The sequence below is a fragment of the Blastococcus sp. DSM 46786 genome, assembly GCF_900109665.1.
Taxonomy (GTDB): domain Bacteria; phylum Actinomycetota; class Actinomycetes; order Mycobacteriales; family Geodermatophilaceae; genus Blastococcus; species Blastococcus carthaginiensis.
This window is the reverse complement of the sequence record NZ_FOAO01000007.1, coordinates 124,360-146,937: the sequence shown is the minus strand read 5'-3', so window position 1 is coordinate 146,937 and position 22,578 is coordinate 124,360. Positions and strand designations below refer to the sequence as shown.

The following is a 22,578-nucleotide window of genomic DNA, read 5'->3' as shown; positions in this document are numbered from 1 at the left end:
GCATGCGCGCCGGTCAGGCCCCGCAGCCGCCCGCGCCGCAGGCGCAGCCACCGCAGCCGGAGCCCACCGGCGCCGGGGCGGGCGCCGCCGCCACCGTGCGCAGGTGCGCCGCGCCGATCAGCAGCGGGACGCCGAGCACCGCGAGGACCAGCGCGGCCACCACGGTGGCGACGTCGGCGGCCCGGTCGGCGCCCTGCAGCACGCCGGTGACCACCAGCAGAGCGGTGACCAGCACCGACCAGACCAGCAGCGCCTGCCCCCCGCGCCTCGCCGCGCCGCCCCGGCCCAGCAGGCCGAGCGACGTGCCGAGGAGCAGCAGGGGGACGCCGACGAGGAGGACCGCCGCCGCGAGGGACGCCGAGGTGACGGCGACGACGAGGGCCGCGGCCCCGGCCACCACGGCCACCGTGCCCAGCGACCGCGCCCGCCCGGCCACCTCGCCGGGGACGACGCCGGCGCGGGCACCCCGGAGCAGGACCGTCCCCCGCGCGGCCAGGAACAGCCCCACGCCGCCGAGCAGCAGGCGGGCACCGGCGTCCCAGACGACGGCGACGACCGCGACCGCGATCATCGCCACACCCAGGGCCAGCCACCGCGGCCAGGTGCGCCGGGCGACCTCGGGGGTCGCCGCGCCGACCGTGCCGGCCGAGAGGATTCCGGTTCCGTTCGCCACGCACCCAGTGTCCCCCACGCCGCACGCCGGACGGGGAGGCACCGGGACGTGGGCCGTGCCACGCTGATCACCGCATGGCGCTCCGCCATCGGAGCCGGAGCAGGAGGCACCGCGATGAGCGTGCAGGACAGGGCCGGCTCGGTCGCGGGCCGGGCCGGGAACAGCGACGGCCTGGAGCACCTGGCCCGCGTGGGGCTGGTCGCCTACGGGCTGGTGCACGTGCTCATCGCCTGGCTGGCGCTGCAGCTCGCCTGGGGCCGGGCCGGCGAGCAGGCCGACCAGTCCGGGGCGCTGGCCACCCTGGCCGAGCAGCCGCTGGGCGAGCCGCTGCTGTGGGTGCTCGGCATCGGGCTGGTCGCGCTGGCGCTCTGGCAGGCCGCCGAGATCCTCCGCTGGCGGCACGGCTGGTCGGCGTCGGGCAAGGCCCGCACCACGGCGGTGGAGAAGACCGTGAAGGCGGCAGCCAAGGCGGTGGTCTACACCGCCCTGGCCGTGCTCGCGATCCGGTTCGCCACCGGGGGCGGGCAGTCCGGCGGCGGGTCCCAGCAGCAGGCCGCCGCCGGCGTCTTCGGCTGGCCCGCCGGCCGCTGGCTGGTCGGCGCCGCCGGGCTGGTCGTCGTGGGCGTCGCGGTCTACCTCGTCCACAAGGGCGTCACCAAGAAGTTCCTCAAGGAGATCGACCTCAGCGACTGCTCGTCCTCCGCCCGGCGGCTGGTCACCCGGCTCGGCCAGGTCGGCTTCCCCGCCAAGGGGGTCGCGCTCGGGCTCGTCGGCGGGCTGCTCGTGTGGGCGGCGGTCACGTTCGACCCCGCCAAGGCGTCCGGCCTGGACGGCGCGCTGCAGACGCTGCTGACCGCGCCCGCCGGGCCGGTGCTGCTGACCCTCGTCGCCGTCGGGATCGCCGCCTTCGGCGCCTACTGCTTCGTCCGCGCGCGCTATCCCGAGCGCACGTGAGCCCGCCGGCGCCCTCGGTCCGGGCGCTGGCCCACCGCCTCCACGACGTCGTCGTCCGGATCCGCCGGGTCACCGACCACCCGGTGCTGGTCCACCTCGCCCGCGCCGGCCTCATCGCCTACGGGGCGATGCACCTGCTCATCGCCGTGCTCGCGGTGCGCATGGCGATGGGGCTGCGCGGCGCCGATCCCGACCAGACCGGCGCGCTGCTCACGGTCGCCGGTGGGCCCGGCGGGCGGCTGCTGCTGGTCGCGATCGGCCTGGGCATGCTGTCGCTGGCCGTCTGGCAGGCCGCGGAGGTGCTGCTCTGGTGGCACGGGCTGCTGGACGGCGAGCACCGGGTGCGCACCGCCGTCGTCTGCGCCAAGTGCCTGGCCAAGGGCGCGGTGTACGGCGTCCTCGGGCTCACCGCGCTGCTGTTCGCCCTCGGGTTCGAGTACGAGGCCGACGAGCGGCTGCGCGAGCTCACCGAGGAGACGCTGCTGATCCCCGGCGGGGCCGTCTTCATCGGCGCGGTCGCGGCCGGGGTGGTCGCCGTCGGGATCTACACGTTCGTGCGCGGCTGCACCGGCGGCTTCATGCGCGACATCGACCTGCCCGCGGCCCCCGACCGCTGGGAACCGGCGATCGAGGTGCTGGGGCGGATCGGGTACCTGGCGAAGGGCGTCGCCTTCGCGCTGGTCGGCGTCCTGCTGTGGCAGGCGGCCACCTCGCTCGACGCCTCCACCGCGACCGGCCTGGACGGCGCGATGACGGCGATCGCGGGGGTGGGCGCCGGGCCGTGGCTGCTCGGCGGTGTCGCGGCCGGGTTCGCGGCGTTCGGGGTCTACGCCCTCGCCCGCGCGCGGTACCCCGACCGCGACCCCTCGTCCTAGTACTGCGGCCGTCGACGTTCGCCTGCCTGGCGGCTGCCTTCCCGAGACCGCCGCTGCTGGCGACGGAGTGCGCAGATGGTCAGTTCTCGGCACGGGAATGGCGCGTCTGCGCACACTGTCCTGACGCGAAGCGCTACCCGGCCCAGCTTGAACCAGTCGAAGGTTGCGTGACGCGGTCCTAGGTGCGCGGACCGCCGGCGACGTAGACGACCTGCCCGGAGACGAACCCGGCGCCCTCGCTGCAGAAGAACGAGACGGTGTGCGCGATGTCCTCCGGCACGCCGGCGCGGGCGACCGGGATCGCCGCCGCGCGCTTCTGCACGTAGGACTCCCAGTCCTCGCCGATCCGCTCGGCGGTGGCCTTGGTCATCTCCGTCTGGATGAAGCCCGGCGCGATGCAGTTGGCGGTCACGCCGAACTTGCCCAGCTCGATGGCGAGGGTCTTGGTGAAGCCCTGCAGACCGGCCTTGGCGGTGGCGTAGTTGGCCTGGCCGCGGTTGCCCAGAGCGGACGTGCTCGACAGGTTGACGATGCGCCCCCACTTCTGGTCGATCATGTGCTTCTGGGCGGCGCGGGTCATGAGGAACGAGCCGCGCAGGTGCACGTGCATGACCACGTCCCAGTCGGCGTCGCTCATCTTGAACAGCATGTTGTCCCGGGTGACCCCGGCGTTGTTCACCAGCACCACCGGCGGGCCCAGCTCCGCGGCGATCCGGTCGACGGCCGCCTGCACCTGCTCGGCGTCACCGACGTCGGCCCCCACGGCCAGCGCCCGGCCGCCGGCGGCCTCGATCGCCTCGACGGTGCCCCGGGCGTCGTCCTCCTTCAGGTCGATCACCGCGACGGCGAAGCCGTCCTGGGCCAGCCGCAGCGCGGTGGCCGCACCGATGCCGCGGGCGGCTCCGGTGACGATCGCGACGCGGGCAGTGGACTCGGACATGCAGACTCCTCTGGTCGACGGGATGGAACGGCCCCGCTGCAGGGGCCCGCCGCGAGCTCGCGAGCGGTGGGGGGCAGCGGGGTCCTTCTTCAGACGCGCTCGAACAGCGCGGCGAGGCCCTGCCCGCCGCCGATGCACATCGTCTCGAGGCCGTAGCGGGCGCCGCGGCGGTCCATCTCGCGCAGCAGCGTGGCCAGGATCCGGCCCCCGGTCGCGCCCACCGGGTGGCCCAGCGAGATGCCCGAGCCGTTGACGTTGGTGCGCTCCCAGTCGGAGTCGGTGAAGCCCCACTCCTTGGCGACGGCGAGCACCTGGCTGGCGAACGCCTCGTTGAGCTCGATGAGGTCGACGTCGGAGAGCTTGAGGTCGGCCTGGGCGAGCGCCTTGGCGGTGGCCGGCACCGGGCCGATGCCCATGGTCTTCGGCGGCACCCCGCCCACCCCGAAGGACACCAGGCGGGCCAGCGGCCGCAGGCCGAGCTCGGCGGCCTTCTCCGGGTGGGTGACGATGGCGACGGCGGCGCCGTCGTTCTGCCCGGAGGCGTTGCCCGCGGTGACGGTGGCGTCGGGGTCGTTCTTGCCGAGGATCGGGCGGAGCTTGGCGAGGGTCTCCACCGTGGAGTCAGGGCGGATGTGCTCGTCGCGCTCGACGACGGTCTCGCCCTTCCGGTGCTTGACCGTCACCGGCACGATCTCGTCGGCGAACCGCCCCTCGGCGGTGGCGGCCGCGGCCCGCTGGTGGCTGCGGACGGCGTACTCGTCCTGCTCCTGGCGGCCGATGCCGTAGTCGCGCCGGACGTTCTCCGCGGTCTCGAGCATCCCGCCGGGCACGGGGTGGTTCTGCCCGCCGGCGGTGACCCGGCCGCGGGCCAGCCCGTCCTCCAGCAGCACGCCGGGCCCGGGCTTGACGCCCCAGCGCATGGCGGTCGAGTAGAACGGCGCGTTGCTCATCGACTCCGCGCCACCGGCGAGGACGACGTCGGAGGCGCCGGACCGCACCTGCAGCGCCGCGTAGACGACCGCCTGCAGGCCCGAGCCGCAGCGGCGGTCGACCTGGAGGCCCGAGGCCGTCACCGGCAGGCCGGCGTCGAGGGCGGCGACCCGGCCGAGGGCCGGCGCGTCCATCGTCGGGTAGCAGTGGCCGAGCAGGACGTCGTCCACCGACTCGGGCGGCAGCCCGGTGCGCTCCAGGAGCGCACGGATCACCGTCGCCGCCAGCTCCTGGACGGGGACGTCGCGCAGCGAGCCCCCGAACCCGCCGACCGGCGTCCGCAGGGGCTCGCAGATGACCGCATCGCGCACGGTGGTCCTCCTCGTTCGTCCGCTCCCGGCACCCGGTCCGGCTCCGGGCGTCGCGCCCCGAGTCTGCCCCGCGGGCGGTCGCCGCGCGCCCCCGGCCCCCGAAGGGCGGGTCCGGGCGGCGATCAGGTCGCGGCGCCGCCGACCCGTTCGCCGCCGAGGAGGTCCCAGAGCCCGGTGATCTGCAGCGGCCTGACGACCGCACGGGTGGCGGCCAGGACCCGCAGCCGCCCACCGCCGGCCAGCGCCTTGCGGTGCCCGGCGGCCAGGGTGCACAGACCGGCGGAGTCGAGGAACGTGACGGCGGTCAGGTCGACGAGGACCTCCTGCGGCGCAGCCGCGACCAGCTCGTCGAGGACGGCGGCGACCTGCGGGGCGGAGGTGCAGTCGACCTCGCCGGCGACGGTGAGGCGCGGCAGGGCAGCGGTACCGGCCACCTCGAGGGCGAGGGGCGCGGCGGGTGGGAGGTCCAGCCCGGCCGCGGACTGGACGGATCCCGTGAGCGGACGGTCGAGCGAGGAAGCGGTCACGGGTTTGCCTCTCGGGGCCAGAACCGGACCAGTGAGCCTGCGGACGCGAACGACACGACGACCAGCACTGGGTTCGCGGCTGCTGCTTGAACCGCGATCCTGACCGTAGGCATCGCCGGGGCGGGGCGCAAGGGTCGCCGCCGCACGTGGCCGACCCGGCACCGGCGGCCGCGGGGACGGTCCGCCGCCGGCCCCGCCCGGCGACGGATACTGGTCTCGTGACCGAGCCCCGCCCCTCGTCCCGCCGCCCGTCCCCGCTGCTGGTCGTGGGCGGCCTCGTCGCGCTGGCCGTCGCGGTGGGCGCGTTCGCCGTGCTCGACCCGATCCTCGCCGCCGCGGTCGCCATCGCGGCGCTCACCGTGCTCGCCCTGGCCGCAGCCGCGCAGGGCTGGGAGTCGCACGCGACCTTCGAGGAGCGGGAGCTGGCCCGCGCGCGCCGCCGCAAGGACAAGTGGGAGCGCAACGCCGACGCCCGGGCGCGCGACCGCGCCCGCTGGGAGGCCCACCAGGCGCGCAAGGCGGCGCGGGACGCCTCTCGTTAATCCGGTCGACGCCGGGGCGGTTCCGGCCTAGCGTCCCTCCCCATGCGGTACTCCGTGCGACTGCGCACCTCCTGAGCTGACGCGCCGCGGGCCGGTATCCCCGCCCGCCGTCCGCGCCCGGTCCTCCCGGGCGCCCGCTCCCCTGCGCCCCCGCCCGGTCCCTGCCGTGCCCGCGGGGCGCCCCCCACCGCACCTCCCCGGAGGCACCCCGTGTCACGAAGCACCCCTGAACCGGCCGGCCCGGCCGCCGACGCCCGCACCGCGCTCCCCGAGAGCGAGACCGCCGCGTTCGACCGGCTCGCCCACGCCGTCCTCGCCTCGCCGTCGGCCCCGCTGGGCGCGCTCCTGAGAGCCCAGCTGCCGGGGACGGCCGGCGTCCGCTGGCTGCGGCAGGAGGGCCTCCCGCCCACCACCCGGCCGGCGGAGCTGACCGCCGAGCGGTGGCTGTCGCTGTTCCGCTGCTGGCAGTCGGTGTCCCCGGCGCCGGGAGCCGCCGGGACGAGCACCCGGCGCAACGACGGCCGACCGGCCACGCACGGCCATGCGCCCGGCGCGGCCGCCATCCCGCGCTGGGGCAGCTGAGCTCCGGTCCCGTTCCTGCTCCGGACGCCCGCCCGGCCGGCGGGCAGCGGTCCCTCTCCCGGGAGCTCGCGCTCTGCCCACGCCGGCTGGGCAGAGCGCGAGCTCCCCGGGCACCTGTGCCGCGCCCGCCCGCGGGGGCACGGATGCGCCGCCGGACGGCGGCCCCCACCGGTCCCGGCGGGCGCGCGGGCGGGTGGTGACGACGCGCCCGGCCGCCGGGCCCGGCCGTCCAGCTCCGGCCCCCTCTTCGGGGTGAGGTGAGGATTCGCGCCGCACCGGAACGGGCAGGGGGGCGCCACGACCGGTGAGCAGAGCCGGCGGGGAGAGGCGGTGACCGGTGGGGCTCTGGCAGGCCGCGCGACCACCGCGACCGTTCCCCGAGGTGTGGTGCCAGAAGCTGTCCTCCCTGGGCGAGCTGGCCGCACTGCGCGCCCGGCTCCGGCTGTCCACGACCGGCAGCCGCACCGTCGCCCACCCCGAGCGCGACCACTGGTCGGAGCGGCTGGTGCTGATCGCCGACGAGCTCACCTCCAACGCGCTGCGCCACGGCGGGGTCCCGGTCGCGGCGGTCCTCGGCCGCGACGGCGACCGGTGGCTGATCGCGGTCCGCGACTCCGCCGTCGACGTCCCGCCCGCGCCGGCCCAGGGCCGCGACCCCGGGCTCGGCGGCTTCGGGCTGTACCTGGTGGCCGATCTGTCGGCGGCGCACGGCTGGTTCCCCGAAGCCGGCGCCAAGACCGCCTGGGCCGTGGTCGACGGCGGCGCCTGAGCGCGCTGACCCCGACCGGGCGAACCCCCGCCCCGATGTCTGTGACCCGCCGGTAACGTGCGCCACATGTCGCTCGCCGAGCAGTTGGACACGGTCACCGGCTCCGCCGCGGGAACGGTCGACCGGCACGCCACCACCGAGACCTTCGAGTCGACCGCGCCGGCCAGCGGCGCCGTCGTCGGCGTCTTCCCCGTGCACGACGAGGCCGCGGTCGGCGAGACCGTCACCCGCGCCCGTGCCGCCGCGGAGCGCTGGGCGGCGCTGGGCTTCGACGGCCGCAAGCAGCGGCTCTCGGCCTACCGCGGGTACCTGGCCCGGCGCATGCACGAGCTCGCCGACCTGGTGCACCGCGAGAACGGCAAGCCGCACGCCGACGCCATCCTCGAGATCACCCTGGCCGTCGACCACCTGGCGTGGGCCGCCGGCCACGCGCGCAAGACCCTCGGCCCGCGCCGGGTCAGCCCCGGCCTGCTCGCGGCCAACCACGCCGCCTACCTGGAGTACCAGCCGCTGGGCGTCGTCGGCGTCATCGGCCCGTGGAACTACCCGGTGTTCACGCCGATGGGCTCGATCGCCTACGCGCTGGCCGCCGGCAACGCGGTCGTCTTCAAGCCCTCCGAGCACACGCCCGCCGTCGGTGCGTGGCTGGCCGCCGCGTGGCGGGCCGCCGTCCCCGACAACGCGGACGCCTTCCAGGTCGTCACCGGCTACGGCGCCACCGGTGCGGCGTTGTGCCGCGTACCGGTCGACAAGCTGGCGTTCACCGGGTCGGCCGCCACCGGGAAGAAGGTCATGGCCGCCTGCGCCGAGACCCTCACCCCGGTGCTGATGGAGCTCGGCGGCAAGGACGCGATGATCGTCGACGACGACGCCGACGTGGCCGCCGCCGCCGACGCCGCCGTCTGGGGCGCGATGAGCAACGGCGGCCAGACCTGCATCGGGATCGAGCGGGTGTACGCCACCGAGGCGGTCTACGACCGCTTCGTCGACGCCGTCACCGCCCAGGTGCGCACGCTGCGCCCCGGTGCCGACGGCGAGGCGACCTACGGCCCGATGACCATGTCCTCGCAGATCGAGGTGGTCCGCCGGCACGTCGCCGACGCCGAGGCCGCGGGCGCCCGCGTGGTCACCGGCGGGACGGACGCCGATGCGTTCCCCGCCGAGGGGTACGTCGCGCCCACCGTGCTGCTCGACGTCCCCGAGACCTCGGCGGCGGTGCAGGAGGAGACCTTCGGCCCCACGCTCACCATCACGAGGGTGCGCGACGCCGAGGAGGCGCTGCAGCGGGCCAACGACACGAGCTACGGCCTGGCCGGTGCGGTCTTCTCGGCGTCCAAGGACAGGGCGATGGACCTCGCCCGCCGGATGCGCAGCGGCATGACGTCGATCAACTCGGTACTGACCTTCGCCTCCGTGCCCGCGCTGCCCTTCGGCGGCGTGGGCGACTCCGGCTTCGGCCGCATCCACGGCGAGGACGGGCTCAAGGAGTTCACCCGCGCCAAGGCCATCACCCGCCAGCGCGTGCCGCTGCCGGTGAACCTGATGAGCTTCGGCCGTCCGGCCAACGCTGCCGACGCGCTGGCCCGGGTCATGGGCATGGTCCACGGGCGGCACCGCTGATGGGCGCGCACGAGGAGTACGACGTCGTCGTCGTCGGGGCCGGCTCGGCCGGCAGCGCGCTGGCCGGGCGCCTCACCGAGGACCCGACCGTGCGGGTGCTCGTGCTGGAGGCCGGTGGCCCCGACTCGGTGCTCGAGGTCAAGATCCCCGCGGGGCTCTACAAGGTGTGGCGCACCCGGCACGACTGGAACTACACGACCGACGAGCAGCCGGGCCTCGGCGGCCGGAAGCTCTTCTGGCCGCGGGGGAAGCTGCTCGGCGGGTCCTCGTCGATCAACGCGATGATCTACGTCCGCGGGGCACGCGCCGACTACGACCAGTGGGCGCAGCTGACCGGTGACCCGGCTTGGTCCTACGAGCAGGTGCTGCCGCTGTTCAAGCGCATGGAGGACAACGCCCGCGGCGCCGACGCGTGGCACGGGGTCGGCGGCCCGCTGCGCGTGGAGGACCTGCGCTCGCCCCACCCGTGGACGACGGCGGTGATCGAGTCGGCGGTGGCCGCCGGCCACCCGCGCAACCCCGACTTCAACGGCGCCACGCAGGAGGGCGCCGGCCCGTACCAGGTGACCCAGAAGCGCGGCCGCCGCTGGTCTGCCGCCGACGCCTACCTGCACCCCGCCGCGGGCCGGCCCAACCTCACCGTGCGGACCGGGGCGCTGACCACCCGGGTGCTGGTCGAGCACGGCCGCGCCACCGGCGTCGAGTACCGCTGCGGCGGGGAGCTGCGCACGGTGCGCGCCACCCGCGAGGTGGTGCTCTCCGGCGGCGCGGTGAACTCCCCGCAGCTGCTCATGCTCTCGGGGATCGGCCCGGCCGACCACCTGCGCGAGGTCGGCGTCGACGTCGTGCACGACCTCCCGGGGGTGGGCGCCGGCCTGCAGGACCACCCGCTCGTGCCGGTGATCTGGAACGTGCGCTCCGGGAAGTCGCTGCGGCTGGCCGAGACGCCGCTCAACCTGGCGCGGTGGAAGGCGACCGGCCGCGGGCCGCTGACCTCCAACCTCGCCGAGGCCGGCCTGTTCACCCGATCGAACCCCGACCTGGCCGAGCCGGACCTGCAGATGCACTTCCTGCCGGTGAAGTTCTGGAAGCAGGCGGAGATCGACCCCGACGCCGAGGCGTTCACCTCGGCCGTCGTGCTGGTGCACGTGCAGTCGCGGGGCTCGGTACGGCTGCGCTCGGCCGACCCGACGTGGGCACCCGCCATCGACGCCGGCTACCTCAGCGACGAGCGGGACCTCGACGCGCTGGTCTCCGGGGTGGAGCAGGCCCGGGAGATCGCCGCGACCGGCCCGCTCGCCCCGGTGCTCGCCGAGGAGTGGTCGCCGGGGCGCGGCGTGCACGGCCGCGAGGCCCTGCGGCAGACGGTGCGCGACACCCTCGAGTCGCTGTACCACCCGGTCTCCTCCTGCCGGATGGGCACCGACGAGCGGGCCGTCGTCGACCCGCAGCTGCGGGTGCACGGCATCCAGGGCCTGCGGGTGGTCGACGCCTCGGTGATGCCGACGCTGGTGCGCGGCAACACCAACGCCCCGACGATCATGATCGCCGAGCGGGCGGCCGACCTGGTCCTGGGCCGTGCACCGGCTGCGCAGCTGACCGCCGGCTGACGACCGTCTGCGCTGGGATCAGGGAACCTGATCATGGCGCGCCCTCCCTCACGGTCCGCGGTGCGGGAGGACGCGCCACGATGAGGGAGGAGCCCTCCGTCAGCCGTGGGCCTGCGCGGCCGCGGCCTCCCCGCGATCGGTCGGCAACGCGGTCGCCGTGGGCGGGGCCAGGTTGCGGCGGATGGAGATGGCGGCAGCGGCCGCGACCAGGCACAGCCCGCCGGCGAGGAACCAGGCGAGGTCGTAGGAGCCGGTGACGTCGCGGATCACCCCGCCGCCGAACGCCGCGACCGCCGCGCCGACCTGGTGGGAGGCGAAGACCCAGCCGAAGACGACGGGCGCGCGGGCGCCGAAGTGCTCGCGGCACAGCGCCAGCGTGGGCGGCACCGTGGCCAGCCAGTCCAGGCCGTGGAAGACGATGAAGGCGATCATGCTGACGTGCAGGTCCGGCCCGAACAGGGTCGGCAGCGCGAACAGCGACAGGCCGCGCAGCCCGTAGTAGGCCAGCAGCAGCACCCGCGGGTCGACGCGGTCGGTGAGCCAGCCGGAGAAGACGGTGCCGGCGATGTCGAAGACCCCGACGACGGCCAGCAGCCCGGCCGCCGTGGTCACCGGCATGCCGTGGTCGTGCGCGGCCGGGATGAAGTGCGGCTGCACCAGCCCGTTGGTCGACATGCCGCAGATGAAGAAGCCGGCCGCCAGCAGCCAGAACGGCCGTGACCTCGCGGCGAGCACCAGCCCCTGGACCGCTGCGCGCGCGGCACCGGCACGGACCGGCTCGACGTCGTCGGCCGCCGTCCCGCTGTAGAGGACGGCCCCGACGTCGCGTGGCCGGTCGCGGAGCAGCCAGGCCACCAGCGGGAGGACGGCGACGTCCTCACCTCCGCAGGCAACGCCGCCGGGATCGACCTCCTCCTCCACGTGATCCGCCGGGACCACGGCAGCGAGGTGGCCGGCCGGGTCGCCCGGCGCAGGACCTATCGCGGACCGGCGCCTCACCCGATGTGACCTGTCACTCCCCCCGGGTGGGACCACGCGGGCGCCGGGTCTGGTTGAGTGGGGTGTACCGGCGCCGCCCTCGCTCATCCGGAGCGGCAGGAATCGACGTCGGGCCCAGGCTGCGCCACCGAGGCGCGCCAGGCTGACCGACGTCTCGCCGACGATGCGAGCCCGCCCTGCCCGCGTGCAGGAGCGCCGCGCTCGTCCGCGCCGAGGTGCTCGTGCGGCCACTCGAGTGTCGAGGAACCGATGACTTCGCAGAACACCACCCCGTCCACCCCCGCCGCCGACGGGCGACCGCGCCGTCGCCGGGGCGGCCGCGGCCGCGGCGCGGGCACCCGCCCCGCCGGCGAGCAGCAGACCACCTCGCAGACCCCCGCCGCCGTCCCGGCGCCGCCCGTCGTCCCCGTCGGGGCCGACGCCACCGTCCTGCCCACCGACAGCACCTTCGAGGCCCTGGGCGTCCCCGCGCCGATGGTCGAGGTCCTCGCGGCCAGCGGCATCACCGCGCCGTTCCCCATCCAGGTCGCGACGCTCCCCGACAGCCTCGGCGGCCGTGACGTCCTCGGCCGCGGGCGCACCGGCTCGGGCAAGACCCTGGCCTTCTCCATCCCGCTCATCGCCCGGCTCGCGACCTCCGGCACCCGGCGGCAGGCCAGGCGCCCCCGCGCGCTGGTGCTGGTGCCGACCCGCGAGCTGGCCAACCAGGTGTTCGCCGTCGTCGACCCGCTGGCCCGCGCGCTGGGCATGAACGCCACCACGATCTTCGGTGGCGTCGGCCAGAACCCGCAGGTGCAGGCGCTCGCCCGCGGCGTCGACGTCGTCATCGCCTGCCCGGGCCGGCTCGAGGACCTCATCGGCCAGGGGCACTGCGACCTCGGCGGCGTGGAGATCACCATCCTCGACGAGGCCGACCACATGGCCGACCTGGGCTTCCTGCCCGGCGTCAAGCGGATCATGGACCGGACGCCGAAGGTCGGGCAGCGGATGCTGTTCTCGGCCACCCTCGACAACGGCGTCGACGTGCTGGTCAAGCGCTACCTGAGCAACCCGACCACCCACTCGGTCGACCCGGCCGTCGCACCGGTCAGCACGATGACCCACCACGTCTTCCACGTGCAGAGCGCCGACAAGGGCGAGGTCGTGCGGCTGCTGGCCGCGGGGCTGGGCCGCAGCGTGCTGTTCACCCGCACCAAGCACCAGGCCAAGAAGCTCGCCAAGCAGCTCACCGCGTCGGGCATCCCCGCCGTCGACCTGCACGGCAACCTCAGCCAGAACGCCCGCGAGCGCAACCTCGAGGCGTTCAGCAACGGCTCGACCCGGGTGCTGTGCGCGACCGACATCGCCGCCCGCGGGATCCACGTCGACGACGTCGCCCTGGTCGTGCACGTGGACCCGCCGACGGAGCACAAGGCCTACCTGCACCGCTCGGGCCGTACCGCTCGCGCCGGCGCCGGCGGCACCGTCGTCACCGTGACCACGCCCGACCAGACCGGCGAGGTGCGCACCCTCACCCGCCAGGCCGGCATCAGCCCGATCGTCAGCCAGATCCGGCCCGGTGCCGCGCAGATCGAGGAGCTCACCGGCCCGGCAGCACCCCACGTGGAGCCGGCGCCCGCGCCGGAACCGCAGGGGCAGGGCGGCGGCGGTCGTCGTCGCGGCGGTTCGGGCCGCGGGTCCGCGGGCGGTGGTTCTCCGAAGGCCGCGTCCTCGGGTGGTGCCCGCGGGGGCTCCGGGTCCGGCCGGCCGAGCGGTCCGGCCCGCACCCGCGCCGAGCTGGCGGCCCGCGCGGGCTCGTCGTCGGCGGCCTCCTTCAGCGCGCGCTCGCGCCGCGGCGGCCGCTGACCGGTTCCTGACGCCGAGCTGGTCGGCACCGTCGTCCAGCTCGGCCGTCGCATGACGGTCCTGTAACAGACGGTTGCGAACCGTCCGGCGGGGCACGGTCGAACTCCGGGTACAGCCACGCGTCGCGGCGCAGCATGCAGGTCGCGAGGCACATGACGACCGAGGAGATTCGCGTGACCCACAGCAGGACCCAGCACCGCCGGGCTGCGGCCGCACTCGCCTGTGCCGCCGCGCTGACGTTGAGCGCCTGCGGCGGCTCGGACGACGACGCCGGCACCGCGACCGGCGGCACCACCCCCACGGTGGAGGAGGAGGCGCCGCCGACATCGGCCGAGCCCACGGAGGCCGAGACCACGGAGCCCGAGACCACGGAGACCGAGACCGACGAGGCCGGCGCTCAGGAGGTCACGATCGCCGCGGTCGACTTCGACTACGAACTGCCGACCACCGAGTTCAGCGCCGGGGAACTCACCATCGAGCTGGTCAACGAAGGCGAGGCCAGCCACAACATCGTCGTCGAGCAGGACGGCGAGGACATCGCCTCCACCGATGTCATCAGCTCCGGTGAGACGGCCACGCTGACCGTCGACCTCGAACCCGGTGAGTACGTGTTCTACTGCTCCGTGGCCAACCATCGCGCCCTGGGCATGGAGGTCCAGGTCACGGTCACCTGATGGTCGCCGGCCCGACCGCCCGGCGGTCCTCCCCTACCGTGCTCGTGCTGCGCATCCTCGGCGTCGCGCTGCTGCTCGGGGTGGCGGTGATCCACGGCTACCTGTGGCAGCAGGGCTACCGCGACATCGACGTCATCGGCCCGGCGTTCGCTCTCGACACAGTGCTCGCTCTCGGCGGCGCACTGGCCGTGGCCGTCGCCCCCCGGCGGCTGCTGCCCTGGGCCGCCGCCGCCGGGGCCCTGCTGTGCCTCGGCACCCTGGCCGCGCTGCTGCTGTCGACCACGGTGGGGCTCTTCGGCTTCCAGGAGACGACCGCCGCCCAGCTGTGGTGGGAGTCGCTCTGGGTGGAGGCCGCGGGCACCGTCGTGCTCGGTGCGCTCGCCGTGCTGACCGCACACCGCCGCTGAGGAGGACCGCCGCGGGAGACGGTGGGCGTCGCCGGTGTCGCCACGCTCTCCCGGCTGGGCACCGGGGGCGACGCCGGGCGCACATCGTCTTCGGCGCGTTGACCGCCGGCTACCTGTTCTGGGTCGACGTCGCCGGACCCGCACATGACGAATGGATGACGCCGGTGCCTCGCTCGCATCGGTGCCCCTCGTTGCTGGGCAGTCCCGGGCCGGGTGCCCGAAGCTGGTGACGTCCTGCCTCCGGCGCCTGGACCCGCCACCGACCGGGAGGAAGCGCCCGTGCGCACCGTCGACGCCGTCGTCATCGGCTCCGGCCACAACGCCCTGATCACCGCCGTCTCGCTCGCCCGCGCCGGCTGGGACGTGCTCGTGGCCGAACGCAACGACGAGATCGGCGGCGCGACCCGCAGCGGCGAGGTCACGCAGCCGGGGCTGGTGCACGACCTCTACGCGACGAACATCAACCTCTTCCTCGCCAGCCCGGCGTTCCAGGAGTTCGGTGACGACCTCGCCCGGCACGGCTTCCGGCCGGCGGTGAGCGAGCGCTCCTACAGCAACGTCTTCCCCGACGGGCGCAGCCTGCGGGTCTACTCGGACGTCGAGCGCACCGAACGGCTGCTCGGCGAGCACAGCGCCCGCGACCTCGCCGGCTGGCGGGGGCTGCACGAGCGCTACGGCATGTTCATGAAGGCCCTGATGCCGCTGTACTCCACGTCGCTGCCGAGCCTGCGCGCGCTCGCCGGCCTCGCCAAGGGGGTACGGGCGGCCGGGGTGTTCGACACGCTGGAGCTGCTGCGGACCCTGTCGGCCTCGACCCGCGAGCTGGGCGACACCTGGTTCGAGACCCCGGAGGCCAAGGCGCTCATCGCCACGTGGGGCATGCACCTGGACTACGGCCCCGACGTGTCCGGCGGGGCCATGTTCCCCTTCCTCGAGACCTTCACCGACATGGAGCAGGGCATCGCCGTGGCCGAGGGCGGCATCTCCCGCCTGCCCGAGGCGCTGGCCGCCCTGGTGCGCGAGGCCGGTGGCGAGGTGCGCACCGGCAGCCCGGTCACCCGCGTGCTCACCGACGGCGACCGCGTCACCGGGGTGCGCCTCGGCGACGGCGAGGAGATCCGGGTGCGCCGCACCGTGGTCGCCGGCACCACGCCCACCCAGCTCTTCGGGGACCTGCTGCGCGACGATCCCGCGGTCAGCGACACCACCCGCACGCGGGCCGAGCGCTACCGGTACGGGCCGGGCACGATGGTCGTGCACCTCGCGCTGGACCGGCCGCTGCAGTGGCAGGCCGAGGAGGAGCTGTCCCGCTTCGCCTACGTGCACGTCGCGCCCTACGTCGACGACCTGGCACGCACCTACCAGCAGGCCCTGGCGGGGCAGTTGCCCGACAGCCCGCTGCTCATCGTCGGGCAGACCTCGCAGGTCGACCCGACCCGCTCCCCGGACGACCGGCAGGTGGTGTGGGTCCAGGTGCGGATGCTGCCGTCGGAGATCCGTGGCGACGCGGCCGGGGAGATCACCGCCACCCACTGGGACGAGGCCAGGGAGCCGGTGGCCGACCGGGTGCTGGCGAAGCTGGAGGAGTACGCGCCGGGTGCGCGGGACAGCGTGCTGGCGCGGACGGTGCTCTCCCCGCTGGACCTCGAACGGTCCAACCCGAACCTGGTGGGCGGCGACAGCGTCTCGGGCAGCCACCACCTGTGGCAGAACTTCTTCTTCCGCCCGTGGCCCGGCGCCTCCACCTACGAGATGCCGATCGAGGGCCTCTACCTCGTCGGTGCCGCCACCTGGCCCGGCGGCGGCACCAACGGCGTCTCCGGGTCGCTGTGCGCCCGCCGCATCCTGGAGCCCCACCCCTACCGCCGCTGGGTCGCCGGCGGCGCGGCGGCCGTCGCCGCGGGCGGGGCCGCTCTGGCGCGCCGGAGTCGCTGATCTCGGCGAGATGTCGACTCGTCGTCATGTCAGCCGGACGACATGACGACGAGTCGGCACCGTGCCACCGGGGGTGCGGCCGGACGTCTCCGGCCGCCCCGGTGCGCTAGCTGCCGCTGGAGAACGCGGCGTCGAACGCGGCCGACGGCGGGTCGAAGGCCAGCCGGCGCACGAACTCCAGGGCCTCGGGCGCGCCGACCAGGCGGTCCATGCCGGCGTCCTCCCACTCGATCGAGATCGGCCCGTCGTAGCCGATGGTGTTGAGCATCCGGAAGCAGGCCTCCCACGGGACGTCGCCGTGCCCGGTGGAGACGAAGTCCCAGCCCCGCCGCGGGTCGGCCCAGGGCAGGTGCGAGCCCATCCGCCCGTTGCGGCCGTTGCCCACCTGCTTCTTCGCGTCCTTGCAGTCGACGTGGTAGATCCGGTCCTTGAAGTCCCAGAGGAACGACACCGGGTCCAGGTCCTGCCACACGAAGTGCGACGGGTCCCAGTTCAGCCCGAAGGCCTCCCGGTGGCCGATGGCCTCCATCGCGCGGACCGTCGTCCAGTAGTCGTAGGCGATCTCCGACGGGTGCACCTCGTGGGCGAACCGCACGCCCACCTCGTCGAAGACGTCGAGGATCGGGTTCCAGCGGTCGGCGAAGTCCTGGTAGCCGTCGGCGATCATCGACTCGGGCACCGGCGGGAACATCGCCACGGTCTTCCAGATCTTGGAGCCGGTGAAGCCGACGACGACGTCGACACCGAGGTTGCGCGCCGCCCGCGCGGTCAGCTTCATCTCCTCGGCGGCCCGCTGCCGCACGCCCTCGGGGTCACCGTCGCCCCAGACGCGCGGGTGCACCATGCCGCGGTGCCGCTCGTCGATCGGGTCGTCGCAGACGGCCTGGCCGTTGAGGTGGTTGGAGATGGCGAACACCTTCAGGCCGTGCTTCTCCAGCAGCCCGAGCCGATCGGCCACGTAGGAGTCGTCCTCCGCCGCGCGCTCGACGTCGAGGTGGTCGCCCCAGCAGGCGATCTCCAGGCCGTCGTAGCCCCATCCGGAGGCCAGCCGGCACATCTCCTCGAAGGGCAGGTCGGCCCACTGGCCGGTGAAGAGGGTGACGGGGCGCGGCATCAGTTCTCTCCTCGGATCGGGGTCCAGCGCGAGCTGTCGGCGGCGCTGCGTTCGACGGCGTCGAGCACCCGCTGCACCTGCAGACCGTCGGCGAACGACGGCATCGGGTCCTCGCCGGCGGCGATGGCGGTGACCAGGTCGACGACCTGGTGGGTGAACCCGTGCTCGTAGCCCAGGCCGTGACCGGCCGGCCACCAGGCACCGACGTAGGGGTGCCCGGGTTCGGTGACGATGATGCGGCGGAAGCCGGCGGTCTCCGCGGGCTCGCTGCCGTCGAAGAACTGCAGGACGTTCATGTCCTCGAAGTCGAAGGCCAGGCTGCCGGCCGAGCCGTTGATCTCGATCCGGATGCCGTTCTTGCGGCCGAGGGCGAAGCGGGTCGCCTCGAAGACGCCGAGCGCTCCCCCGGTGAACCGCCCGAGGAACACCGCGGCGTCGTCGACGGTGACCTGCCCCGTCTCCGAGCCGCCGACCCCGCCGAGCTTCCCGGTCTCGGTCGGCAGCGGCCGCTCCGTCACGAAGGTCTCCAGCGTGGCGCTGACCCCGGTGAGCACCTGCCCGGTGATGTGCTGGGTCAGGTCGACGACGTGCGCACCGATGTCGCCCAGCGCCCCGGAGCCGGCCTTGTCCTTCTCCAGCCGCCACGACATCGGCGCGGCCGGGTCGGCGATCCAGTCCTGCAGGTACTGCGCCCGCACGTGCCGGATCTGGCCGAGCCGGCCCTCGGCGACGAGCTTGCGGGCCAGCCCGATGGCCGGCACCCGCCGGTAGGTGAAGCCGACCATCGACCGCACGCCTCGAGCGGCCGCCTTCGCCGCGGCCTCGGCCATCGCCTCGGCCTCGGCCACGGTGTTGGCCAGCGGCTTCTCGCAGAGCACGTGCTTGCCGGCCTCGAGCGCGGCGATCGCGATCTCGGCGTGGGTGTTCCCGGGCGTGCAGACGTCGACCAGGTCGACGTCCTCGCGCTCGATCACCCGGCGCCAGTCGGTCTCGGTCCCGCGCCAGCCGAGCTTGCCGGCGGCCTCGGTGACCTTGGCCTGGTCGCGGCCGGCCAGCACGGTCAGCTCCGGCCGCAGGGGGAGGTCGAAGAAGTGGGGGGCGGTGCGCCAGGCGTGCGAGTGCGCGGCGCCCATGAAGGCGTAGCCGATCAGCCCGATGCCGAGGGTGGGGGTCATGTGCAACTCCGGAGCGGGGGTGGTGCAGCAGGGAAGCGCGAGCGCTTCCCTGCTGCACCGTGGACGGATCAGGACTCGAACGCGCGGTCGATGTAGTCCTCGACGTTCTCCGAGGTGACGACGGGGGCGTTGAGCACGATCTCCCGCGGGACCTCGGGCGAGACCAGGTCCGAGAGCGACTTCCCCTGCGCGATCAGGCGCGCCAGCGCGATGCCGTCGGCGGCCTGGGTGTGCGGGTAGATGACGGTCGCCTGGAGGACGGAGTTCCCTTCCTGGATCTCGCGCATGGCGTTCGCCGACCCGGCGCCACCGACCATGACGAACTCGTCGCGGCCGGCGTTCTCGATGGCGGCGAGCACGCCCACACCTTGGTCGTCGTCGTGGTTCCACAGGGCGTCGATCTGCGGCGCGGCCTGCAGCAGGTTGGCCGCGGCCTCCTCGCCGCCCTCGACCGTGAAGTCCGCCGCGACGCGGTTGTCCACGTCGAGACCGCAGTCGGCGAGCGCGTCGGCGAAGCCCTGGCTGCGGTCCTGGGTCAGGGGCAGCGAGTCGATGCCGGCGATCTCCGCGACGACGGCGTCGGGATTGTCGCCGACCTGCTCGCAGATGTAGGTGCCGGCGGAGACGCCCATGCCGTAGTTGTCGCCCAGGATGGTGGCGCGGGCGGCGAACGGGCTGTTGAACTCGCGGTCGACGTTGATGACCGGGATGCCGGCCTCCATCGCCTGCAGCGCGACCGGGGTCATCGCGGCGCCGTCGAAGGGCAGCAGCACGATCGCGTCGACGCCCTCGTTGATGAAGGTCTCGACCTGGCTGATCTGCGTGCTGACGTCGTTGGTGCCCTCGGCGACGATCAGGTCGACGTCCTCGTAGTTCTCGGCCTCGGCCCGGGCGGCCTCGGTGATGCCGGCCATCCAGCCGTGGTCGGCGGCCGGGGCCGAGAAACCGATCCGGACGGTCTCGCCGGTCTCGTCGTTCGAGCTGGCGACCGCGTTCCCGTCGCCACCCCCCGACGCGGAGGTCTCGGGCTCGTTGCTGGTGCAGCCGGCGACGAGCACGCCGGCGCCGGCCAGGGCGACCGCGGTGGACATCAGGCGACGGTAGGGACGCTGCCTCGCTGCAGACATGGAATCTCTCCTCGGTGTGCCACTTCCCGGCGGGTCGCCGGCAGGTGTGGGTGGTGGGCGGGTGGACGGGTGGGTCGGATCAGGGGGTGGAGCCGCTGCCGGGGCGGTCGCCGGCGGGCCCGCCCCGGCCCGAGCGCAGGCCGGACAGCCGGCCCGAGCCGCCGCCGCGTCCCTCCGCCAGCCGCATCTGCAGCAGGACGGCGAGCACGATGATCACGCCCTGGGCGACGGCCTGGACCGAGCTGGACAGGTTGTTGAGCGTGAAGACGTTCTCGAGCGTGGTGAAGATCAGCACGCCCAGGACGGTGCCGACGATCGTGCCGCGACCACCGGTGAGCAGGGTGCCCCCGATGACGACGGCGGCGATCACCTCGAGCTCCAGCAGGGTGCCGTGGGTCGAGCTGCCGGTCGTCGTCCGCGCCATGAGCATCACCGCGGCGATGCCGCAGGTGATGCCGGAGAGCACGTAGAGCTTGAGGGTGTGCCACTGCACGCGGATGCCGGCGAGCCGGGCGGCCTCGGCGTTGCCGCCGACGGCGAAGGTGTGCCGGCCGAAGGTGGTGCGGTTGAGCAGGACCCAGCCGCCGGCCGACACCAGGGCCCAGATGATCACGAGGGACGGCACGCCCAGGACATCGCCCCCGAAGAAGTCGAGGAAGCCCTCGTTCTGCACGATCTGGGTCCGGCGGTTGGCGATGATCTCGGCCAGACCCCGCGCCGCGGCGAGCATGGCCAGGGTCGCGATGAAGGCGACCAGGCGTCCGTAGGCGATGACGATCCCGTTGACCAGCCCCGCCCCGGCCCCCACCGCGATCGCCGTGAACACCATGACGATCCAGTGGGTGTCCTCGGCCATCTGCTGGGTGGCCAGCGTGGTGGCCCACACCGACGAGAGCGCGACCAGGGCGCCCACGGACAGGTCGATGCCACCGCCGATGATCACGAACGTCATGCCGACGCTGACCACGCCGATGACGGCGGCCAGCCGCAGGATCGTGAGGACGTTGTCGATGTCGACGAACCGTTCCGGCGCGGTGACCGCGCCGACGATGCAGAGCAGTGCCAGGGCCACGACGAGCCCGACCAGGGGCCCCGCCGACCCGGCCATGAAGCCGGGGCGCTTCCCGTCGGTGCGCTCGGGCGTGCGGTCCTCCGACGGCGCGGGTGCGCCCGCTCCCCCGGTCGTCGCGGTGCTGCCGGTCATGCCACGTCCCCTTCGTGCTGCTGTGCGGTGGCCTGGTGCCGGTCGCCGCGCGGGCGCGGGCCGACCGTCCCCTCCATGACGAGGTCGAGCACGGCGTGCTCGTCGAGCGCGTCGGCCGCCTGCTCGGCGACGACGGATCCGTCGGAGATCACCAGCACCCGGTCGGCGAGGCCGAGGACCTCCGGGATCTCGCTGGAGACCACGACGACGGCGACGCCGCGGTCGGCCAGGTCGCGGATCAGCGCGTAGATCTCCGAACGGGCACCGACGTCCACCCCGCGGGTCGGTTCGTCGAGGAGCAGCACCCGGCAGTCGCGCAGCAGCCAGCGGGCGAGCACGACCTTCTGCTGGTTGCCGCCCGAGAGCGTCCGCACCTCGCGGGTCACGTCGGCCGGGCGGACGTCGAGGGACTGGACCTGGTCCCGCGCGGCGTCCTTCTCGCTGCTGCCGGAGAGGAAGCCGCCGCGGGCGAAACGGGCCAGGCTGGCGATGCTGATGTTGCGGTAGACGGCGTCGCCCAGCAGCAGCGCCTGGCTCTTGCGCTCCTCGGGTGCCAGCCCCACCCCGGCCGACACGGCGGCGGCGACGCGGCCCGGGCGCAGCCGCTTCCCGGCCACGGTGACGGTGCCGCCGGTCGCCCTGCGCGCGCCGTAGATCGTCTCGAGGATCTCCGACCGCCCCGACCCGACGAGGCCGGCGAGACCGACCACCTCGCCCGGCCGCACGTCGAAGGACACCCCGCGGAAGGTGCCGTGCAGCTCGAGGTCGCGGACCGAGAGCAGCGGCTCCGCCGCGGTGACCGGGCGGCGGTCGGGGAAGACGTACTCGATGTCGCGGCCGGTCATCAGCTCGATCACCTGGCGGGTGGAGGTGTCGCGCACCGGCAGCCCGGTGGCCACGGTGCGCCCGTCCTTGAGCACGGTGATGCGGTCGCCGACCTCGCGGATCTCCTCCAGCCGGTGGGAGATGTAGACCACGGCGACGCCGTCGCGGGTCAGGTCGCGGATGACCTCGAACAGGTGCTGGACCTCTTCGTTGTCGAGGACGGCCGAGGGCTCGTCCATGACGATCAGCTTCGCGTCCTGGGACAGCGCCCGGGCGATGCTGACCATCTGCTGCGCGGCCGCGGGCAGCGAGCCGACCTCGGCGGTGGGGCGGATCTCCGGGTGACCGAGCCGGGCCAGGAGCTTCCCGGCGGCCTCGTTCGCCGGCGCCGGGCGGGCCAGGCCGAAGCGCGACCGCTCGCGCCCGAGGAAGATGTTGTCGGCCACGGTGAGGCCGGCGACCAGGTCGAGCTCCTGGTAGATGGTGGCGATCCCGTGCTTCATCGCCGTCTGGGGGTTGGTCAGCGCGACCGGCTCACCCCGCCACTCGATCCGCCCGCCGTCGGGCTGGTGCGCCCCGGCCAGCACCTTGATCAGGGTGGACTTCCCCGCGCCGTTCTGGCCGAGGAGGCAGTGCACCTCACCGGCGCGGACGTCGAGGTCGACGCCGTCGAGCGCCCGCACGCCCGGGAAGGTCTTGACGATCCCGTGCATCGCCAGCAGGGGCGCCCCCGCGCCGTCCCTGCTCCGCGCACCCGGTGCACCGGCCACGTCGCCACCTCCGGAGACTTTTGCTCACCACTGACCATTAGTCCGTTGAGGCAGCAACATATGTGCCGGGTCACAAGGGGTCAAGGCGCTGGGCCACGGGTTACCGAACC

The 22,578-nt window shown here is 74.4% G+C and carries 21 protein-coding genes; 11 read left to right on the top strand and 10 right to left on the bottom strand.

Annotated elements, in window-relative coordinates:
* Positions 1-13: 13 nt before the first annotated feature.
* Positions 14-673, bottom strand: a complete 660-nt coding sequence (locus BMW62_RS22155) for a hypothetical protein (protein WP_139206222.1) — start codon at positions 671-673, stop codon at positions 14-16.
* Positions 674-787: 114 nt separating this feature from the next.
* On the opposite strand from BMW62_RS22155, the gene BMW62_RS08500 reads away from it, so the two are divergent.
* Positions 788-1,627 (top strand): DUF1206 domain-containing protein, encoded by an 840-nt coding sequence (locus BMW62_RS08500; RefSeq protein ID WP_091930416.1) that lies wholly within the window; start codon positions 788-790, stop codon positions 1,625-1,627.
* On the top strand, positions 1,624-2,502 hold the full coding sequence (locus tag BMW62_RS08495) for a DUF1206 domain-containing protein (RefSeq protein ID WP_091930415.1): 879 nt from the start codon (positions 1,624-1,626) through the stop codon (positions 2,500-2,502). Before BMW62_RS08500 ends, BMW62_RS08495 begins: the two co-directional genes overlap by 4 nt.
* A gap of 178 nt (positions 2,503-2,680) precedes the next feature.
* Here the strand turns inward: BMW62_RS08495 and fabG are convergent, their stop codons facing one another.
* The 3 genes from fabG to BMW62_RS08480 all read right to left on the bottom strand — a co-directional run bounded on the left by fabG (position 2,681) and on the right by BMW62_RS08480 (position 5,270).
* Complete coding sequence (fabG, locus tag BMW62_RS08490) at positions 2,681-3,442, bottom strand: 3-oxoacyl-ACP reductase FabG (RefSeq protein WP_091930414.1); 762 nt, start codon at positions 3,440-3,442, stop codon at positions 2,681-2,683.
* Positions 3,443-3,531: 89 nt separating this feature from the next.
* The gene (locus BMW62_RS08485; RefSeq protein ID WP_091930413.1) at positions 3,532-4,743 is read right to left on the bottom strand and encodes an acetyl-CoA C-acetyltransferase; all 1,212 of its coding nucleotides are present in this window, start codon (positions 4,741-4,743) and stop codon (positions 3,532-3,534) included.
* A gap of 122 nt (positions 4,744-4,865) precedes the next feature.
* The gene (locus BMW62_RS08480; protein WP_091930412.1) at positions 4,866-5,270 is read right to left on the bottom strand and encodes an STAS domain-containing protein; all 405 of its coding nucleotides are present in this window, start codon (positions 5,268-5,270) and stop codon (positions 4,866-4,868) included.
* Between the two features lie 218 nt (positions 5,271-5,488).
* On the opposite strand from BMW62_RS08480, the gene BMW62_RS08475 reads away from it, so the two are divergent.
* The 5 genes from BMW62_RS08475 to BMW62_RS08455 all read left to right on the top strand — a co-directional run bounded on the left by BMW62_RS08475 (position 5,489) and on the right by BMW62_RS08455 (position 10,393).
* Positions 5,489-5,812, top strand: coding sequence for a hypothetical protein (locus BMW62_RS08475; protein WP_091930411.1), 324 nt, complete (start codon positions 5,489-5,491; stop codon positions 5,810-5,812).
* Positions 5,813-6,022: 210 nt separating this feature from the next.
* Positions 6,023-6,394, top strand: coding sequence for a hypothetical protein (locus BMW62_RS08470; RefSeq protein WP_091930410.1), 372 nt, complete (start codon positions 6,023-6,025; stop codon positions 6,392-6,394).
* A 337-nt stretch (positions 6,395-6,731) separates the two neighbouring features.
* Positions 6,732-7,163, top strand: a complete 432-nt coding sequence (locus BMW62_RS08465; RefSeq protein WP_091930409.1) for an ATP-binding protein — start codon at positions 6,732-6,734, stop codon at positions 7,161-7,163.
* 66 nt (positions 7,164-7,229) lie between these two features.
* Positions 7,230-8,783 carry an aldehyde dehydrogenase family protein gene (locus tag BMW62_RS08460; protein ID WP_211435046.1) on the top strand — a complete coding sequence of 518 codons (1,554 nt, stop codon included), beginning with the start codon at positions 7,230-7,232 and terminating at the stop codon, positions 8,781-8,783.
* Positions 8,783-10,393, top strand: a complete 1,611-nt coding sequence (locus BMW62_RS08455; RefSeq protein WP_091930408.1) for a GMC family oxidoreductase — start codon at positions 8,783-8,785, stop codon at positions 10,391-10,393. The genes BMW62_RS08460 and BMW62_RS08455 overlap by 1 nt, the downstream gene beginning before the upstream one ends.
* 99 nt (positions 10,394-10,492) lie before the next feature.
* Here the strand turns inward: BMW62_RS08455 and BMW62_RS08450 are convergent, their stop codons facing one another.
* Positions 10,493-11,314 (bottom strand): MFS transporter, encoded by an 822-nt coding sequence (locus BMW62_RS08450; protein ID WP_244523911.1) that lies wholly within the window; start codon positions 11,312-11,314, stop codon positions 10,493-10,495.
* A gap of 327 nt (positions 11,315-11,641) precedes the next feature.
* Here BMW62_RS08450 and BMW62_RS08445 point away from each other — a divergent pair, with 327 nt between their 5' ends.
* The 4 genes from BMW62_RS08445 to BMW62_RS08430 all read left to right on the top strand — a co-directional run bounded on the left by BMW62_RS08445 (position 11,642) and on the right by BMW62_RS08430 (position 16,253).
* Positions 11,642-13,237, top strand: coding sequence for a DEAD/DEAH box helicase (locus BMW62_RS08445; protein ID WP_091930407.1), 1,596 nt, complete (start codon positions 11,642-11,644; stop codon positions 13,235-13,237).
* A 173-nt stretch (positions 13,238-13,410) separates the two neighbouring features.
* Positions 13,411-13,911 carry a cupredoxin domain-containing protein gene (locus BMW62_RS08440; RefSeq protein WP_170852292.1) on the top strand — a complete coding sequence of 167 codons (501 nt, stop codon included), beginning with the start codon at positions 13,411-13,413 and terminating at the stop codon, positions 13,909-13,911.
* Positions 13,911-14,318, top strand: coding sequence for a hypothetical protein (locus tag BMW62_RS08435; RefSeq protein ID WP_091930405.1), 408 nt, complete (start codon positions 13,911-13,913; stop codon positions 14,316-14,318). The genes BMW62_RS08440 and BMW62_RS08435 overlap by 1 nt, the downstream gene beginning before the upstream one ends.
* 279 nt (positions 14,319-14,597) lie before the next feature.
* The gene (locus BMW62_RS08430) at positions 14,598-16,253 is read left to right on the top strand and encodes a phytoene desaturase family protein (protein ID WP_139206220.1); all 1,656 of its coding nucleotides are present in this window, start codon (positions 14,598-14,600) and stop codon (positions 16,251-16,253) included.
* A gap of 106 nt (positions 16,254-16,359) precedes the next feature.
* On the opposite strand, the gene BMW62_RS08425 is transcribed toward BMW62_RS08430, so the two are convergent.
* The 5 genes from BMW62_RS08425 to BMW62_RS08405 form a co-directional block, all read right to left on the bottom strand.
* A complete protein-coding gene (locus BMW62_RS08425) occupies positions 16,360-17,367 on the bottom strand; it encodes a sugar phosphate isomerase/epimerase family protein (RefSeq protein ID WP_091930403.1) in 1,008 nt (335 codons plus the stop codon).
* A complete protein-coding gene (locus tag BMW62_RS08420) occupies positions 17,367-18,542 on the bottom strand; it encodes a Gfo/Idh/MocA family protein (RefSeq protein WP_091930402.1) in 1,176 nt (391 codons plus the stop codon). The genes BMW62_RS08425 and BMW62_RS08420 overlap by 1 nt, the downstream gene beginning before the upstream one ends.
* Before the next feature lie 68 nt (positions 18,543-18,610).
* Complete coding sequence (locus tag BMW62_RS08415) at positions 18,611-19,633, bottom strand: substrate-binding domain-containing protein (protein WP_244523910.1); 1,023 nt, start codon at positions 19,631-19,633, stop codon at positions 18,611-18,613.
* A gap of 115 nt (positions 19,634-19,748) precedes the next feature.
* Positions 19,749-20,873: an ABC transporter permease gene (locus BMW62_RS08410; RefSeq protein WP_091930400.1), complete on the bottom strand. Its 1,125-nt coding sequence runs from the start codon at positions 20,871-20,873 to the stop codon at positions 19,749-19,751.
* A complete protein-coding gene (locus BMW62_RS08405) occupies positions 20,870-22,468 on the bottom strand; it encodes a sugar ABC transporter ATP-binding protein (protein ID WP_244523909.1) in 1,599 nt (532 codons plus the stop codon). The genes BMW62_RS08410 and BMW62_RS08405 overlap by 4 nt, the downstream gene beginning before the upstream one ends.
* Between the last annotated feature and the right edge of the window lie 110 nt (positions 22,469-22,578).

Excerpts from the sequence above, each read along its gene's own strand:
- BMW62_RS08500 (WP_091930416.1), top strand. The coding sequence starts at position 788 with ATGAGCGTGCAGGACAGGGCCGGCTCGGTCGCGGGCCGGGCCGGGAAC.
- fabG (WP_091930414.1), bottom strand. The coding sequence starts at position 3,442 with ATGTCCGAGTCCACTGCCCGCGTCGCGATCGTCACCGGAGCCGCCCGC.
- BMW62_RS08460 (WP_211435046.1), top strand. The coding sequence starts at position 7,230 with ATGTCGCTCGCCGAGCAGTTGGACACGGTCACCGGCTCCGCCGCGGGA.
- BMW62_RS08455 (WP_091930408.1), top strand. The coding sequence starts at position 8,783 with ATGGGCGCGCACGAGGAGTACGACGTCGTCGTCGTCGGGGCCGGCTCG.
- BMW62_RS08445 (WP_091930407.1), top strand. The coding sequence starts at position 11,642 with ATGACTTCGCAGAACACCACCCCGTCCACCCCCGCCGCCGACGGGCGA.
- BMW62_RS08435 (WP_091930405.1), top strand. The coding sequence starts at position 13,911 with ATGGTCGCCGGCCCGACCGCCCGGCGGTCCTCCCCTACCGTGCTCGTG.
- BMW62_RS08425 (WP_091930403.1), bottom strand. The coding sequence starts at position 17,367 with ATGCCGCGCCCCGTCACCCTCTTCACCGGCCAGTGGGCCGACCTGCCC.
- BMW62_RS08420 (WP_091930402.1), bottom strand. The coding sequence starts at position 18,542 with ATGACCCCCACCCTCGGCATCGGGCTGATCGGCTACGCCTTCATGGGC.
- BMW62_RS08415 (WP_244523910.1), bottom strand. The coding sequence starts at position 19,633 with ATGTCCACCGCGGTCGCCCTGGCCGGCGCCGGCGTGCTCGTCGCCGGC.
- BMW62_RS08410 (WP_091930400.1), bottom strand. The coding sequence starts at position 20,873 with ATGACCGGCAGCACCGCGACGACCGGGGGAGCGGGCGCACCCGCGCCG.